Source organism: Alphaproteobacteria bacterium (genome assembly GCA_040905865.1).
In the GTDB taxonomy this organism is placed as follows: Bacteria; Pseudomonadota; Alphaproteobacteria; order UBA8366.
The window spans coordinates 1-16,161 of record JBBDQU010000043.1; the positions used below are offsets into that span (position 1 = coordinate 1).

The 16,161-nt window shown below is 63.4% G+C and carries 18 protein-coding genes; 11 read left to right on the forward strand and 7 right to left on the reverse strand.

The window, feature by feature from the left end; all coding sequences use genetic code 11:
• The first annotated feature begins 127 nt into the window (after positions 1-127).
• The 9 genes from WD767_08555 to WD767_08595 all read left to right on the forward strand — a co-directional run bounded on the left by WD767_08555 (position 128) and on the right by WD767_08595 (position 7,647).
• Complete coding sequence (locus WD767_08555) at positions 128-1,732, forward strand: inorganic phosphate transporter (GenBank protein MEX2616131.1); 1,605 nt, start codon at positions 128-130, stop codon at positions 1,730-1,732.
• On the forward strand, positions 1,689-2,030 hold the full coding sequence (locus WD767_08560) for a DUF4149 domain-containing protein (protein MEX2616132.1): 342 nt from the start codon (positions 1,689-1,691) through the stop codon (positions 2,028-2,030). Before WD767_08555 ends, WD767_08560 begins: the two co-directional genes overlap by 44 nt.
• Complete coding sequence (locus tag WD767_08565; protein ID MEX2616133.1) at positions 2,031-3,347, forward strand: cobyrinate a,c-diamide synthase; 1,317 nt, start codon at positions 2,031-2,033, stop codon at positions 3,345-3,347.
• Positions 3,344-3,847: a YcgN family cysteine cluster protein gene (locus WD767_08570; protein MEX2616134.1), complete on the forward strand. Its 504-nt coding sequence runs from the start codon at positions 3,344-3,346 to the stop codon at positions 3,845-3,847. The genes WD767_08565 and WD767_08570 overlap by 4 nt, the downstream gene beginning before the upstream one ends.
• A 1-nt stretch (position 3,848) precedes the next feature.
• The gene (locus WD767_08575) at positions 3,849-4,544 is read left to right on the forward strand and encodes a SprT family zinc-dependent metalloprotease (GenBank protein ID MEX2616135.1); all 696 of its coding nucleotides are present in this window, start codon (positions 3,849-3,851) and stop codon (positions 4,542-4,544) included.
• A gap of 86 nt (positions 4,545-4,630) precedes the next feature.
• Positions 4,631-5,047 (forward strand): iron response transcriptional regulator IrrA, encoded by a 417-nt coding sequence (gene irrA, locus WD767_08580; protein MEX2616136.1) that lies wholly within the window; start codon positions 4,631-4,633, stop codon positions 5,045-5,047.
• A gap of 128 nt (positions 5,048-5,175) precedes the next feature.
• Complete coding sequence (locus WD767_08585) at positions 5,176-5,595, forward strand: rubrerythrin family protein (protein ID MEX2616137.1); 420 nt, start codon at positions 5,176-5,178, stop codon at positions 5,593-5,595.
• Between the two features lie 88 nt (positions 5,596-5,683).
• The gene (locus WD767_08590) at positions 5,684-7,030 is read left to right on the forward strand and encodes a heterodisulfide reductase-related iron-sulfur binding cluster (GenBank protein ID MEX2616138.1); all 1,347 of its coding nucleotides are present in this window, start codon (positions 5,684-5,686) and stop codon (positions 7,028-7,030) included.
• Positions 7,031-7,050: 20 nt separating this feature from the next.
• Entirely contained in the window at positions 7,051-7,647 is a 597-nt protein-coding gene (locus WD767_08595) for a DUF3501 family protein (protein ID MEX2616139.1), read from the forward strand.
• Positions 7,648-7,654: 7 nt separating this feature from the next.
• Here WD767_08595 and WD767_08600 read toward each other — a convergent pair whose 3' ends face one another.
• The gene (locus WD767_08600; GenBank protein ID MEX2616140.1) at positions 7,655-8,173 is read right to left on the reverse strand and encodes an SH3 domain-containing protein; all 519 of its coding nucleotides are present in this window, start codon (positions 8,171-8,173) and stop codon (positions 7,655-7,657) included.
• A 94-nt stretch (positions 8,174-8,267) separates the two neighbouring features.
• Here WD767_08600 and WD767_08605 point away from each other — a divergent pair, with 94 nt between their 5' ends.
• Together WD767_08605 and WD767_08610 are read left to right on the forward strand one after the other, a co-directional pair.
• Positions 8,268-9,254, forward strand: coding sequence for a D-glycerate dehydrogenase (locus WD767_08605; protein ID MEX2616141.1), 987 nt, complete (start codon positions 8,268-8,270; stop codon positions 9,252-9,254).
• Positions 9,255-9,274: 20 nt separating this feature from the next.
• Positions 9,275-10,654, forward strand: a complete 1,380-nt coding sequence (locus WD767_08610; protein ID MEX2616142.1) for an MATE family efflux transporter — start codon at positions 9,275-9,277, stop codon at positions 10,652-10,654.
• Here WD767_08610 and moeB read toward each other — a convergent pair.
• The 6 genes from moeB to ubiB form a co-directional block, all read right to left on the reverse strand.
• Positions 10,632-11,432, reverse strand: a complete 801-nt coding sequence (moeB, locus tag WD767_08615; protein MEX2616143.1) for a molybdopterin-synthase adenylyltransferase MoeB — start codon at positions 11,430-11,432, stop codon at positions 10,632-10,634. The two genes, WD767_08610 and moeB, sit on opposite strands and share 23 nt — an antisense overlap.
• A 1-nt stretch (position 11,433) precedes the next feature.
• A complete protein-coding gene (gene cysK / locus WD767_08620) occupies positions 11,434-12,378 on the reverse strand; it encodes a cysteine synthase A (protein MEX2616144.1) in 945 nt (314 codons plus the stop codon).
• A 46-nt stretch (positions 12,379-12,424) separates the two neighbouring features.
• Complete coding sequence (locus tag WD767_08625; protein MEX2616145.1) at positions 12,425-12,880, reverse strand: Rrf2 family transcriptional regulator; 456 nt, start codon at positions 12,878-12,880, stop codon at positions 12,425-12,427.
• 2 nt (positions 12,881-12,882) lie between these two features.
• Positions 12,883-13,344 carry a dUTP diphosphatase gene (dut, locus tag WD767_08630; GenBank protein MEX2616146.1) on the reverse strand — a complete coding sequence of 154 codons (462 nt, stop codon included), beginning with the start codon at positions 13,342-13,344 and terminating at the stop codon, positions 12,883-12,885.
• On the reverse strand, positions 13,341-14,546 hold the full coding sequence (gene coaBC, locus WD767_08635; protein ID MEX2616147.1) for a bifunctional phosphopantothenoylcysteine decarboxylase/phosphopantothenate--cysteine ligase CoaBC: 1,206 nt from the start codon (positions 14,544-14,546) through the stop codon (positions 13,341-13,343). Before coaBC ends, dut begins: the two co-directional genes overlap by 4 nt.
• Before the next feature lie 77 nt (positions 14,547-14,623).
• Complete coding sequence (gene ubiB, locus WD767_08640) at positions 14,624-16,159, reverse strand: 2-polyprenylphenol 6-hydroxylase (GenBank protein MEX2616148.1); 1,536 nt, start codon at positions 16,157-16,159, stop codon at positions 14,624-14,626.
• Positions 16,160-16,161 lie beyond the last annotated feature (2 nt).

Below are 16,161 nucleotides of genomic sequence, written 5' to 3' on the forward strand. Positions count from 1 at the left end.
AGAATCACGCCAACGGAAACACGTAAACAGCGTTAACCTGAGTTCGGGGCCCTGGAATCGTTACCGTTTTATGACAGTTTTGTTACACGCCATCCATCTGTCGAACGCCGTTGCAGGGTGATCCCCCATGTACAAGGAAACGCTCAGCAAGGACCTGACGAAAATCGGGAAAGTTTCGGCTGCGGCGCAGGCCACGGCCTTGCGCGCCGCCATGATCGGTCTGGCGCTCCTTTTTCTTGTCATCGTCTGGATATTTACCAACCTGGTTTCCGGCGACGGCGCCAATAGCGGGATGATCGTGGCTGCCGGAGTCATCGGCGGCTACATGGCGCTGAATATCGGCGCCAATGACGTGGCCAACAATATGGCGCCGGCGGTGGGATCGCGGGCGCTGACCCTGGCCGGCGCCCTGGTGATCGCCGCCATATTCGAAGCTGCCGGCGCGATCATGGCCGGCGGCGATGTCGTTTCCACGATTTCAAAAAACATTGTCAGCATCGACGCCATGCCCGACAGCCAGACCTTTATCTGGGCGATGATGGCGGCGCTGCTCGCCGCCGCGATATGGATCAACCTCGCCACCTATCTGAATGCGCCGGTATCGACGACCCATTCAGTGGTCGGCGGCGTCGCCGGAGCGGGTATTGCAGCGGCCGGTTTCAGCGTCATCAACTGGCCGACCATGGGTTCTATCGCGGCCAGCTGGGTCATCTCGCCGCTGATGGGCGGGGTCATCGCCGCGATCTTCCTCGCCTTCGTGAAATCGCAAATCATCTACCAGCAGGACAAGATCGCGGCGGCGCGACGCTGGGTGCCCCTGCTGGTGGCGCTGATGGCGGGGATTTTTTCGGCCTATCTCATCATGAAGGGGTTGAAGAAAATCTGGCAGCCGGACGTTTGGGTCGTGGCAATGATCGCCTTCGCCATCTTCGCCGGCAGTTACGCTATTCTGAAACCACTGATCCGGCGGCAGTCGCAAGGCATGGAGAACCGTAACCGGTCGCTGCGAAAGCTGTTCACGATCCCGTTGATCTGCTCCGCGGCCCTGCTGTCCTTCGCCCATGGCGCCAATGACGTCGCAAATGCCGTGGGCCCGCTGGCCGCGATCGTCAACGCCGCAACGTCGGGTTCGGTCGCGACCAGGGTTGAACTGCCCCTCTGGATTCTGCTGGTCGGGGCGGCCGGAATTTCCGCGGGGCTGGTGCTGTTCGGACCCAAGCTGATCCGCACCGTCGGCGACCAGATTACCAAGATGAATCCCATGCGCGCCTATTGCGTCGCGCTTTCCGCCGCGATCACGGTGCTGATTGCGTCGGCCCTGGGGTTACCGGTCAGTTCGACCCATATCGCCGTGGGAGCGGTTTTCGGCGTCGGATTCTACCGCGAATACCAGACCGGCCGACAGGCCCACATCAACCAGGGCCACCGCAAGTCGCCCCGCCGGTCGAAGAAGATCGACTTCGCCGAGCGCGTACAAAGGCGCAAACTGGTGCGGCGCCACCATGTCATGACCATCGCATCGGCCTGGGTCATTACGGTGCCCGCCGCGGCGCTCATGGCCGCCGCGATTTTTCACGTATTCAATCTGTTCCAGTCCTACCGTATACTGGCCGGCGATGGAATGGTTTACCCTGCATGTTGTGGCGCTGGTTCTGACCGCGGTTCTGTTCGGCGGCATGACGTTCTTCATGGTTTTTTTCGCGCCGACGGTTTTCCGCAGTCTGCCGCGTGACGTGGCGTCGGATTTCATGCGCGCCCTGTTTCCGAAATATTTTTCCGTGATGGGTATCCTGTCGCTGTTGCCGTTATTGGTGCTGCTGCCCGTCCCCGCCTATCGGCCGGAAGGCTACGCCATGCTGGCCGTCGCCGCCCTTTTTTTCGGCGCGTGGGGGATACTGCTGCCGGCGCTGCAGCGACAGCGCGACGCCGGCAATGACCGCATGGCGGCGGGACTGCACCGCGCCAGCGTCCTGATCCATCTGGCGCAATGGGTGACGGCCGGCGTCGTCCTTGTCCGGCTCGCCGCCTGAATGACCGCGCCGGGCCTGATCCTCGCGGCGCCGTCCAGCGGATGCGGCAAGACCGTGATCACGCTGGCGCTGCTGCGCGCCCTGCGCAACGGCGGCGTCAACGTCGCCGCCGCCAAGGCCGGGCCGGACTATATCGACCCCGCCTACCACAGCGCCGCCTGCGGCCGGGTCTGTATCAACCTGGATGTCTGGGCGATGCGCCGCGACACGCTGGCCGGTCTCGCCGGCGGGTTGGGCGGGTCCGCCGACCTGATCCTGTGCGAAGGCGTCATGGGGCTGTTCGACGGTGCGTCGGGCGGCGGCGGGTCGACGGCGGACCTTGCCGCGGCAACCGGCTGGCCGGTCGTGCTGATCGTCAACGCCAGGGGTCAGGGCGCGTCCGCCGCAGCGCTGGCGGAAGGCTTCATCCGGCACCGGCAGGACGTCGAAATCGCAGGCATCATCTGCAACCGGGTCGGTTCCGCCGGGCATGCGCGTATCCTGCGCGAGGCGTTCGTGACCCTGAACCCGGCGGTTCCCCTGCTCGGCTGCCTGCCGGCCGATGCGGCGCTGGAATTGCCGGACCGCCATCTCGGCCTCGTCCAGGCATCGGAGCACATGGCGCTGGAACCGTTTCTTGAAGCCGCCGCAGCCCTGATGACAGACCATATCGACCTGACCCGACTGAAAGGCATTGCGCGCCATTCGGGACTGCCGCCGGCGATGGCGCCGGTTTCCCTGCCTCCGATAGGCCAGCGCATCGCGGTCGCCCGCGACGAGGCCTTCCTTTTCTGCTATCCGGCCGTGCTGGACGGCTGGCGCCGGGCGGGCGCCGAAATCATGCCGTTTTCACCCCTGGCCGATGCGTCGCCCGATACGGCTGCCGACGCGGTCTATCTGCCCGGCGGCTATCCCGAATTGCATGCGGGACGGCTTGCCGGCAATACCGGGTTCCTTGGCGGGCTGCGCCTCGCGGCCGCAACGGGCAAGGCGGTATTCGGCGAATGCGGCGGTTATATGGTCTTGGGGAGCGGCCTGATCGATGCGGACGGTGTGCGGCATGCGATGGCGGGGCTGCTGCCCGTGACCACCTCATTCGCGGATCGCCGCCTGCAGCTTGGGTATCGCCGCCTCGACAGCCTGTATCCGTCGCCGCTGGGCGCTGCCGGGTCGCGGTTTACCGGGCATGAATTTCATTACGCGACGATCCACGAGGAAGGACCGGGCGACGCCCTGTTCGCGGTCCGGGATTCGCGCAATGATCCGATGTCCCCCGCCGGACGGGTCGCCGGAAATGTCGCCGGATCCTTCATCCATCTGATAGACTCCGCCGCATGAGTGACCACGCCGCGCCCGTTCCGTTCTGGAAGCTGAAAACCCTGAGCCAGATGACGCAGGAGGAATGGGAATCGCTGTGCGACGGCTGCGGCCAGTGCTGCCTGCACAAGGTCGAGGACGCGGATACCGGCGAAATCGGCCTGACCGATGTCGCCTGTTCGCTGCTGGACCTGCATGGCTGCAATTGCGGTGATTACGCCAATCGCCGGGCAAAGGTGCCCGATTGCGTTCAGCTGACGCCGGGCAAGGCCGCGACCCTGCGCTGGCTGCCGCATACCTGCGCCTATCGGGTCATAGCCGCCGGCGGCGACCTTGCATGGTGGCATCCGCTGGTGTCGGGCGATCCGGACACGGTGCATGAAGCCGGCATATCGGTGCGCGACAAGGCGGTTTCCGAAAATGACGTCAAGGATCTCGAACGCCATATCGTCGACTGGCTGATCGACGGCGCGGAACCGTTCCATCGGCGCAAATTCGGCGGCCGGGGCCGGCGGCGCTGACATGGCCGGGATGACGGTCCTGCGCATCGATGGGCGCGACGTCGAGGTAGCGATCCGGCGCAGCGCAAGGGCGCGCCGGATCGCAATCCGCGTCGACCCGGCGATCGGCGGCGCGGAACTGGTATTGCCGTCGCGGGTCGGCGAAGCGGCGGGCATGTCTTTTCTGAAGGAACGCGCGGGCTGGATTGCCGCGCGGCTGGCCGCCCTCCCTGACGGTATTCCCTTTGGCGATGGCGCGATGATTCCCTATCGCGGCGCGGTCCACCACATCGTGCATGCGCCGGCGGCGCGGCGCGGCGTATGGGTCGATGGGAATCGCATCTGCGTTTCCGGCCAGGAAAAGCACCTGCCGCGCCGGCTGCACGACTGGCTGCGGCGCGATGCGCACGCCGCCATCGCGCCTGTCGTCGCGGAAAAAACTGCGCTGCTGGGGCGGCGCGCCGGGAAAATTTCGATTCGCGGACAGCGAAGCCGCTGGGGAAGCTGCGCGGCGAACGGCAACCTGTCATTCAACTGGCGGCTTATTCTGGCGCCGGCTGACGTGCTGGAATATGTCGTCGCACATGAGGTCGGGCACCTGACCGAAGCAAACCATTCGCCGGCATTCTGGGCCGTGGTGGACAGGCTGTGTCCGCACGCGCAATCAGGCCGGCGATGGCTCCGGGAAAACGGCGCCGATCTGTTCCGATATGGCTGAGTTTTTCGACATATTCAAAAATTATCGATACGGCACTGTTCCAAAAAGGAATTGCGTATGTCGAGCCGGCGTATTATGTAACCGTCATGATAGTGAAACGCCCCTTCGCCCACGTTCTCGACCGGCTCAACGCAGTCGGATTGCGCCCGACCCGACAGCGCATGGCGCTGGCGCGGTTGCTGTTCGATACCGGCGACCGGCACGTAACGGCGGAACAGCTGCACCAGCAGGCCATGCATCAGGGCGTGAGGGTTTCCCTGGCAACGGTCTACAATACGCTGCACCAGTTCACCGCTTCGGGCCTGCTGCGGGAGGTCGCGGTCGATGCGCGGCGTTCCTATTTCGACACGAACACTGATCCACATCATCATTTTTTCAACCAGGACACAGCAGAATTGACGGATATTTCGGACACTGCCGTTGCGGTGTCCAAACTGCCGGACGCGCCTGCCGGGACGGTCGTTGACAGCGTCGACGTGATCATTCGCGTCCGCACCAACTGACAATTATTCTCAATTAAAATAATGCTATGGTTCTTTTTTTAAAATAATTCTAAAATCGTTGACTCCTTTTGCTACTGTGCCATATATAGAAAGAGTGGCTGATTGTTAATTCAAGAGGAGAGGGATCCATGGCACTTAAAGGCAGCAAGACCGAAGAAAATCTGAAGGCAGCGTTCGCGGGCGAAAGCCAGGCCAATCGCCGTTATCTCTATTTCGCGCAGAAAGCCGACGTCGAAGGCTACAACGATGTCGCGACCGTCTTCCGCTCCACCGCCGAAGGCGAAACCGGCCATGCGCACGGCCATCTCGAATTCCTGGAAGAAGTAGGCGATCCGGCAACGGGCCTGCCGATTGGCGCCACGGCCGCCAACCTCGGCGCCGCCGTCGCGGGCGAAACCCACGAATACACCGATATGTATCCCGGGATGGCGCGCACCGCGCGTGAAGAAAATTTCGATGAAATCGCCGACTGGTTCGAAACCCTGGCAAAGGCCGAAAAAAGCCACGCCGGCCGGTTCCAGAAGGCGCTGGATTCGCTCGACGACTGATCGGGCAGGAGTCAGGTTGCGGCGTTAACCCGCCGCAACCTGATTTCCTTTTTTCGAACGTTACTTCACAGTTGCGGTGGAATGAATCATGACCGAGGGCAGCCTTGAGGCGCCCACGCGGCACCCTATCGCGTGGCAGGATCCCGATTTTTACGACAGGGAAAAGCTCGATGCGGAAATGCGGCGTGTTTTCGATATCTGCCATGGCTGTCGCCGCTGTTTCAATCTGTGCGACAGCTTCCCGCGTCTGTTCGACCTGATTGACGAATCGGACACCGGCGAACTGGATTCCGTCGCTTCCGCCGATTTCAAGCCCGTCGTCGATGCCTGCACGCTGTGCGACATGTGCTTCATGACAAAATGTCCCTATGTGCCGCCGCATGAATTCGATCTGGACTTTCCGCATCTGATGCTGCGCTACCGGGCGGCGGAAAACCGCGAGGGCAAAACCGGCTTTGCCGAAAAGCAGCTCACCCGGACAGACCGCAACGGCAAGCTGGCCGCGATGATGGCGCCCGTGGCGAACTGGGCCGTCGATGAACGCAATGCGCTGACCCGCCCGATCATGGAATCGGTCGCCGGCGTGCATCGCCAGGCCGCCCTGCCGAAGTTTGCCGGCAGGAGCTTCGTCAAGACCTCCAGCGCCAATCCCCCGGTCGTCAATCGGGACGCGCCGGCATTCGGTCGCAAGGCGGTGCTGTATGCGACCTGTTACGGCAACTACAACAATCCCGAAATCGGCCACGCAACCCGCGCGGTTTTGGCGAAGAACGGCGTCGAAACGGAAATCGTGCACCCGGCCTGTTGCGGCATGCCGCAACTGGAACAGGGCGATATCGCCGCCGTTGCCGAAAGCGGACGCAAGGTTGCCACCGAACTGGGGCCCTGGATCGACAAGGGGTATGACATCATTGCAATGGTGCCGTCCTGTGCGCTGATGCTGAAGTTCGAATGGCCGCTGATCCTGCCGGACGACCCCGCCATCGCGAAGCTGAGCAAGGCGACCCACGATATTGCGCAATTTGTCGTTGAAATCGCCCGGCGCGAAGGGCTCGCCGACGGCCTGACGGCGCTCGACGGTGGCGTGACGGTTCATCTTGCCTGTCATGCGCGGGCCCAGAACATGGGCGCGAAAGCGGCCGAAATGCTGCGGCTTCTACCGGATACAACCGTGGATGTCATCGAACGGTGTTCCGGCCATGGCGGTTCCTGGGGCGTGATGAAGGATAATTTCGACACCGCGCTGAAAGTGGGGCGTCCGGCGGCCCGGCAGGCGCTCAAGAACGCCCGCAAACATGTCGTCTCCGAATGCCCGCTCGCCGGCATGCATCTGGCGCAGGGGATGGAGCGGCTCGCCGATGCGGATACGACCCCTCCCGACACGGCATCGCATCCGATTATCCTGTTTGCCCGGGCCTACGGCATCACCGTTTAAGGGGCGAGGAAGGCAAGGCCATGCAAAAAACCGACATCACCCGCGACGACATCATGCCAATGGCGGAATTCGCCAGGATCCGGGCGGCGAAGCGCAAGGAACTGGTGACGCATAAACGCGACCGGCGCATCGAAATCGGCCCGGTCGCCACCTGCTATTTCGAATCCTTTGACACGATGTGGTGGCAGATTCATGAAATGCTCTTTATCGAAAAGGGCGGCGAGGAACAGATCGCCGATGAACTCGCAGCCTATAACCCGCTCATCCCGAAAGGGCAGGAGCTTGTCTGCACGATCATGTTCGAAATCAATGAAGAATCGCGCCGCAAGACGTTCCTGAGCAAGCTGGGCGGCATCGAGGAAAAGGTTTTTATCCGCGTAGCGGGCGCGCGAATTCGCGGCGTCGCCGAAACGGATATCGACCGGACCACGGCGGACGGCAAGGCATCGTCCGTGCAGTTCATCCATTTTCCGTTCACGCAGGAACAGATTGCGGCGTTCCGTACCGCCGGCGAGGAAATCATGATCGGCTTCGATCACGAAGCCTATGGCCATATGGCGGTAATGCCCGAACCGATGCGCGCCGCGCTAGCGATGGATTTCGCGGATAACGCCTGAGAAGCCGCTACTCGATTATCTCGTCTTCCTTCAGACCCCAGAGACCGTTGCGGCGTACCCAGCCGGAATAGGGCTGCACCGTCACGCCGCACCATTGCGGCTGACAGGTTTCCAGCTCGGCAACAACGCCGGGCGACAGCCGGGCGACAGCCGGCGCGGTATCCTCGGGACTGCGCCGCAGGGCCATGATTTCCCCCGTGACGATGACGGTGCGTTTTCCCGACAGCATGGCCCGGTGCACCCAGCCTTCCGCGCCCTCGGAATCCCTTATCTTTCGCCAGCTTTCGAAATCCGCCGTAATCTGCACCGGCAACAGCTTGCGCACGAAAACCCACTTTACCTGATACCGGACCCCGGGCCCGGCCCGGACATTGACCTCGTCCGCCCGCAGCGACGCGAAGCGTTCGCTGGAATTCTCCGGGGGTTTTTCGTCCTTCGGCTGCGCCGCCGCGGGAAGCCCGGCGCAAAGGACCAGGACGCAGATCGGTAGCGCGCGGACAATGGACAACGATGTTACTGAAGACATGGTTTCCAATATCGTGTGGCATATATGCGGTCAAGGCGCGACATCGCCCGGCGCCGGAGATATTATCCATTCGAATGATTCGCAAGGACCGAGCATGATATCGCCCAGACCGCGCGTCGTCGTGACGCGCAGACTTCCCGACGCCATCGAAACGCGCATGATGGAACTGTTCGACGCGCAGCTGAACCTTGACGACAGGGCGATGTCCCGGGCGGATCTGGCCGAGGCCGTGAAGGAAGCGGACGTGCTGGTGCCGACGGTGACGGACAGAATCACTGCCGATGTTATCGCTGCCGCCGGCACGCGGCTGAAACTGATCGCGTCGTTCGGCACCGGCGTCGATCATATCGACATGGACGCGGCGAAGGCGAAGTCGATCATGGTCACGAACACGCCCGGCGTGCTGACCGAAGATACCGCCGATATGACAATGGCGCTGATCCTCGCCGTGCCGCGGCGCCTCGCCGAAGGCGAACGCCTGGTCCGCTCCGGCAACTGGGTCGGCTGGAGCCCGACGACGATGCTGGGCCACCGCATCTGGGGAAAGCGACTGGGAATTGTCGGCATGGGCCGCATCGGCCAGGCCGTGGCCCGGCGCGCGCGGGGGTTCGGCCTGTCGATCCATTATCACAACCGGCGCCGCGTGCACGAGGAAACCGAAAGCGAGCTGGAGGCGACCTATTGGGACAGCCTGGACCAGATGCTGGCCCGCATGGATATCGTGTCGATCAACTGCCCGTACACGCCCGCGACCTATCACCTGCTGAACCGTCGCCGTCTGGAGCTGATGAAACACGACGCCTATATCGTCAATACCAGCCGTGGCGAGGTCGTGGATGAAACCGCGCTGACCCAACTGCTGGGGCGCGGCGCCATTGCGGGTGCCGGGCTGGATGTCTTTGAAAACGAACCGGCGGTCAATCCCAGGCTGCTGGCGCTCGACAACGTCGTGCTGCTGCCGCATATGGGGTCGGCGACGATAGAGGGCCGCATCGCGATGGGCGAAAAAGTCATCATCAATATCAGGACCATGGCCGATGGCCATAATCCGCCGGACCGCGTTCTTGGCACGGATTTCTGACATCGGGCGCCGCCCCGTTCATGCCGGTTGATTCCGGGCGGCTATGGCCGCGGCTGCGCGGCCATATCGTCGAAACCGTAAAGCTTGCGGCGCCCGTCGTTGTCACGCGCGCGGGCATTCTGGTAATGGCCGCGGTCGATACCGCGATGCTGGGCCGGACCCATGTCGACCAGGTCGCATTTTACGGAATCAGCGTCACGCCGTTTATCGTGATCATCGTTGCGGGGATAGGCCTGCTGTTCGGCACCGTCATCGCCACCAGCCATGCCATCGGCCGCGACGCCCCGCAGGAATGCGGTGCGATCTGGCGGCGCTCGCTGCCCTATGCGCTGGCAATCGGCGTAATCGGCCTGATCCTCTGCCAGTTCGGCAGCCGGTTCTTCGACCTGACAGGCCAGCCGGCCATCATTTCCGAAGGCGGCGGGCGGGTCATTGCGATCCTCGGGCTCAGCCTGCCGGGCGTCATCCTGTACTGCACGACCGCATTCTTCCTCGAGGGCCTGCGGCGGCCGGTCCCGGCCATGATCGTCATGATCGTGGCGAATATTCTGAATGTGGGGTTCAACTGGTTGTTCATCTTCGGCAATGGCGGCTTTCCCGCCCTTGGCGCCGAGGGCGCCGCCTGGTCGACAACCCTCGTGCGGCTGGCGATGCCGATGATGCTAATGGGCTATGTCTGGTGGATGCCGGACCGGGACCGGTATGGCGTGCGCGGGCCGCTCGAAAGGCACTGGTGGCGGCGCGGCCGTCTCCAGCGTCGCTACGGCTATGCCGCGAGTGTCAGTTACACGGTCGAGGAATCCGCATTTGCGGCACTGGGGTTCTTCGCCGGCCTTATGGGTACGCTGTCGCTGGCCGCCTATACCGTGCAGAATATTTCCATCGCCTTCGTCTTCATGGCCGCGCTTGGCGTTGCGTCGGCGACGAGCGTCCGGGTCGGGATTGCCCATGGACGGGGCGACTGGCCCAATCGCTCGATGGCGGCATGGACAGGCATGGCGCTGGCTTTGGCGGCGCTGGGTCTGGTCGCTATCGGCTTCCTTTTCCTGCCGGCGACAATTGCCGCGATTTTCACCAGCGACCCGGTGCTGATCGCCACCGTCGCGCCGTTGATTGCGCTGTCCGCCTTTCTGCTGATGTGCGACGGAGGCCAGGTGGTGATGGCCAACATCCTGCGGGGCGCCGGCGAAACCTGGGCGCCGCCGGTCATTCACGTCATTTCGTATTTCATCGTGATGCTGCCGTTGGGCTGGGTGCTGGCATTCTCGTTCGAATACGGCGTGCGCGGACTGGTGCTGGGGATTATCGCCGGCAGCGTGGTTTCCATAACGCTGCTATCCGCCCGGTTCCTGGCGATATCGCGACGCAGCCGCCGCGTCAGCGGGACGTCAGCGACGTAATCGTCGGGTTTTCGCCGCACAGGGCGCAATTCCGGTCCGGGGGGATCCTGATCTTGCGAATGGTCGTGTTCATCGCATCGTACAGGATCAGGCTGCCGGACAGGCTTTTGCCGAGACCGAGCAGTTCCTTCAGGATTTCGCTGGACTGCATCGTGCCGATCACCCCGGCAATGGCGCCGAAGATCCCGGCGGTTTCGCAGCGCGGCGTCGTGCCCGGCGGCGGGGGGCTGGGAAACAGGCAGCGATAGCAGGGATTGTCGCCGCCGAGATGCGACTTGAACGTGGACAATTGTCCTTCGAAGCGCAGCAGCGCGCCCGCGACGAGCGTCTTGCCGCCGAGATGGCAGGCGTCGTTCAGGAGGTAGCGGGTATCGAAATTGTCGCTGCCGTCCGCGATCAGATCGTATCCCGCGATCAGGTCCGCCGCATTGTCCGGACCCAGCCGCATAGTGTGTTCGTGGACCTCGATTTCCGGATTGATCCTGCGGATGGTTTCCCGCGCACTTTTTACCTTGGCGGTGCCGATGCTGTCCGTCTGGTGGATGACCTGGCGCTGCAGGTTTGAAATGTCGACTTCGTCATCGTCGATAATGCCGAGCGTCCCAACGCCGGCGGCGGCCAGATACAGCAGCAGCGGCGACCCCAGCCCGCCGGCGCCGACCACCAGGACGCGGGACTGCAGCAGCTTTAACTGCCCTTCCTCGCCGACTTCATCGAGGATGATATGCCGGGCGTATCGATGCAGCTGTTCGTCGGTAATTTCAGTATGTGTGACCATGTCAGACGCCGTCGAATAAGGGGGTGGAAAGGTAGCGTTCGGCAAAGGACGGGATAATCACCAGGATCCGTTTGCCCGCCATGTCCGGCCGCGCCGCGACTTCCAGCGCCGCCGCGACCGCCGCGCCCGAAGATATGCCGACCGGCAGCCCTTCGAGGCTGGCCAGCCGGCGCGCGGTCCGGAACGCGGTTTCATTGGCGATGGAAATGACCTCGTCGATGAGGGCGGTATCAAGGTTGCCGGGCACGAAACCGGCGCCGATTCCCTGGATCTTGTGCGGTCCCGGAATGCCGCCGGAAAGCACCGGGCTGTCTTCCGGTTCGACCGCGACGAGACGGAAATCCGGATTGCGTTCCTTCAGCAGGCCGGCGCAGCCGGTGACCGTGCCGCCGGTGCCGACGCCCGCCACCATGATGTCAAGATTGCCGCCCGTGTCGCGCCAGATTTCCTCCGCCGTCGTCGCGCGGTGGATCGCCGGATTGGCGGGATTGTCGAACTGTTGGGGAATGACCGCATCGCCGATTTCTTCCTTCAGGGCGATGGCGCGGTCGATAGCGCCGGTCATGCCCCGGTTGGCCGGCGTCAGTTCGATTTCCGCGCCCAGGATCAGCAGCATCTTGCGCCGCTCCAGCGACATCGATTCGGGCATGGTCAGGATCAGCCGGTATCCCTTGGCGGCGCAGACGAAGGCGAGCGCGATACCGGTATTGCCGGATGTCGGCTCGACAATGGTCGTATCGGGGCCGATTTCGCCGGCCTTCTCCATGGCCTCGATCATCGAGAATCCGATGCGGTCCTTGACCGATCCCATGGGATTGAAGAATTCCAGCTTTGCCAGCAGGTCGACCGGCACGCCCGCTTCCGCCGCCATGCGCGATAGCCGCACAATCGGGGTCGCCCCGATCGTGTCCAGGATACTGTCGTAGATCCGGCCGCGAAATTCCATTTCCGCCCTGTCAGGTTGACTCAATCCGGGTAGACTTTGACGCACATCAGATCATGAAATCGAACAGTTCAGAAGCGTTACACTGCACCCCGGCGGCGCGGGCCCGGGTGCACAGGTCTTCGATGCTGACCTCGTCCAGTTGCTTCATGGCCGTTTCCTGCAGTTCCAGCCAGATCGGGTGCAGCACCGCACGGCCCAGTTCCGAGCCCACCGGTTCTTCCAGCGGGTCGGTGGTGCCTTCCATCTGATCGACGATGCGGGTGATTTCACCAAGCGAGATGCGCCGCCTTTCGCGGGACAGCCGGTAACCGCCGCGCGGACCGCGTACACCGGACAGGATTTCGGCCTTGACCAGGTTTTGCAGCACCTGTTCCAGGTACCGGCGCGGAATGCCCTGCCGCTGCGCGATTTCCTTGCTTTGCACCGGTGTTTCCGCCGCGTTGTACGCGATGTCGACAACCGCATCGATGGCGAAAATCAGTTTCTTCGTCAGCCGTAACATCGTTATCCGTCTTTCCCCGTACCCGTCGATCCATACCCGCCGGCGCCCCGTGCGGTGCCCGGCAGGGCATCGGCTTCCGCCCATGCGATCCGCGTCACCGGCGCCACGACCATCTGCGCGATCCGCATGCCCCGGGAAATGGCGAACGGCTCCGTACCCAGATTCGCCAGGATGACGCCGATTTCCCCCCGATAATCCGCATCGACCGTCCCGGGACTGTTCAGGACGGTGATGCCGTTCTTCAGCGCCAGGCCGGAGCGCGGCCGGACCTGCGCCTCGTACCCCTGCGGCAGGGCAATCGCGAGTCCCGTGGGCACGAGGATGCGCGCGCCGGGCGCGAGGGTCATCGGGTCGGCATTGGCCGCCAGCAGGTCCAGCCCCGCGCTGCCCGCCGTCGCATATTCCGGCAGCGGCAGGTCGGCGCCATGCGGCAGCCGCTGAACCGGGACGGTGACCGTTGTCATGCGCCGGCGCCGAACCAGGCGGCGATCCGGCCGGCGAGGCGGTCGGCGACCTGCTGCTTGGTCATGGTCGGCCAGGCCTCATCGCAGTCCGCGGTGATCAGGTGGATCGTATTGGCGTCGCCGCCGAAGGTGCCTGTAGCCGGTGAAACGTCATTGGCCAGCAGCCAGTCGCATTTCTTGGACTTGCGCTTTCCCAGGGCATTTTCGACGACATTCTCCGTTTCGGCCGCGAAACCGATCACCAGCCGGGGACGCTTGTTGCCCGGCTTGCTCAGCGTCTTCAGGATGTCCGGATTTTCCGCGAACTCGAGCACCGGCGGGCCGCCGCCATTCTTCTTCAGTTTCTGTTTCGCCGCCGTCCGGACCCGCCAGTCCGCCACCGCGGCAACGCAGATGGCGGCATCGGCGGGCAGCGCCTTTTCGCAGGCGGCCAGCATGTCGCGCGCCGACTCGACCCGGATGATGGTGACGCCGGCCGGATCGGGAAGGGCCGTCGGCCCGCTCACCAGAATGGTTTCGGCGCCAAGGCCGGCCAGCGCGGCCGCCACCGCATGGCCCTGCTTGCCGGATGACCGGTTGGCGATGTAGCGCACGGGATCGATGGCTTCATGGGTCGGGCCGCTGGTGACCAGCATCCGCCGTCCGGCCAGCGGCCCGGCGCCGAAATGCCGGGCGACCGCATCCACGATATCGGCCACTTCCGCCATGCGGCCGAACCCGTATTCGCCGCAGGCCATGTCGCCCTGGACCGGCCCGGCGAAGGCGATGCCCCGCTGCGCCAGCAGTACGCAGTTTGCCCGGGTCGCCGCGTGTTCCCACATCCGCACATTCATCGCGGGCGCCACCATGACCGGCTTGTCGGTCGCCAGCAGCACCGTTGTGGCCAGGTCGTTGGCGATGCCGGCCGTCATGCGGGCCAGAATATCGGCGGTCGCTGGCGCGACAAGCAGCAGGTCCGCGTTCCGGGAAAGCTGGATATGCCCCATTTCTGCTTCGTCGGTCAGCGAGAAGATATCCTGGTAGACCCGGTCCTCGCTCAACGCGGAAACCGATAGCGGCGTCACGAATTCTGCTGCCGACGGGGTCAGGACGCAGCGCACGGCGGCGCCTTTCTCCCGTAACCGGCGGATCAGCTCAAGCGATTTATACGCCGCGATGCCACCCGTGATGATCAGGAGTACGCGTTTGCCATGAAGCGCCATGAAGGATAGGTCCAAAAATACATTACAATGACTGTATTAATGTAGTTGGCCGCAATCCACTGTGCAAGATTGTTAATTCACATCGCCCGAAGCAGCAGGACCCCGATGATCGCGATCAGGCAGACGACCACCCAGTTCGGGGTCCGGTACTGCCGCGTGGCGCGATCTCCGCCGCCGCGGGTCATCCGGCCGAATTCGTAATCGCCGCTCAACGCCTCGACCACCGCTTCCGCGCGGCCGACCAACCGGGGCAGCCGCTCCAGGTTCGATACCGCATCGGTAACCGCGTCGCGAATCCGGGCATCTGGTCCGCGGTTGGCCATCACCCAGTTCTCGACCAGCGGCTTGGCCAGGAGCCACATATTGACGGTGGGGTCCAGCTTCCGGCCCACGCCTTCGGCGACCAGCATGGTTTTTTGCAACAACAGAAGTTGCGGTTGCGCCTCCATTTCGAATGTCTCCGTGATCTGAAACAGATGCGCCAGCAATCGCGCGAGGGAAATCTCATGTAGCGGTTTGCCTAATATCGGTTCCCCGATAGAGCGTATGGCTTGGGTGAAATTGCCGACGGACATGCGGGCCGGGACGTACCCGGCTTCAAAATGAACTTCCGCGACGCGCTTGTAATCGCGCTCCAGAAATCCGACCAGCATGTCGGCCAGGTAGTTCCGGGTCCGGATGTCCAGCCGCCCCATGATGCCGAAATCGACAGGGCACAGCGCGCCGTCCCGGGCGACGAACATGTTGCCCGGGTGGATATCCGCATGGAAGAATCCGTCGCGGAACACCTGGTTGAAAAACGATTCGGCGCACCGCTGCAGAATATCGCGCGGCACAAGCCCGGCCGCTTCCAGCGCCGCAATGTCGTCGATGCGAACGCCGTCGATCCGTTCCAGCGTCATGACACGGCGACCGGTCCGGACCCAGTCGATTTTCGGTACGCGGAATCGGGGATCGTTTTCCGTATTGTCGCGCAGTTCCGACCCCGCGGCCGCTTCCAGCCGCAGATCCAGTTCCACGTTGACCGTCGCCTCGAACATGCGAACGACCTCCAGCGGCCGGAGCCGGCGCAAGGCCGGCTGGGTCCGCTCGATCATCCGGGCCAGCCACAGGAACAGGTCGATATCGCGCCGGAACCGCGCCTCGATCCCCGGCCGCAATACTTTGACGGCGACGTCGCCGTCGTCGGCGGTCCGGGCGAAATGGACCTGTGCAATGGATGCCGCGGCAACGGGTTCGTCATCGAAGCTTTCGAACAGCGATTCGATCGGCGCCTGCAATTCCGCCTCGATGATGGTGCGGGCATTGCCTGCCGGAAACGGCGGCAGGTTGTCCTGCATTTTTGCAAGATCATGGGCGATTTCCTCGCCGACGAGGTCGGATCGGACCGACAGGGCCTGCCCCAGCTTGATGAAACTGGGGCCCAGTTCCTCCAGCGCCGCCGCCAGCCGTTCGCCGGGACGCCCCGCGACGTCTCGCCGGGACAGCATGCGCGCCAGGGCAACGACGACCGGCGCAACGCCCATGCGCTCCAGGGGAAACAGGGCGTCATGGCGCGCGAATATGCGGGCAATACGGAGCAGTCGCCTGATCTGGATAAACGCCGAAAACATGA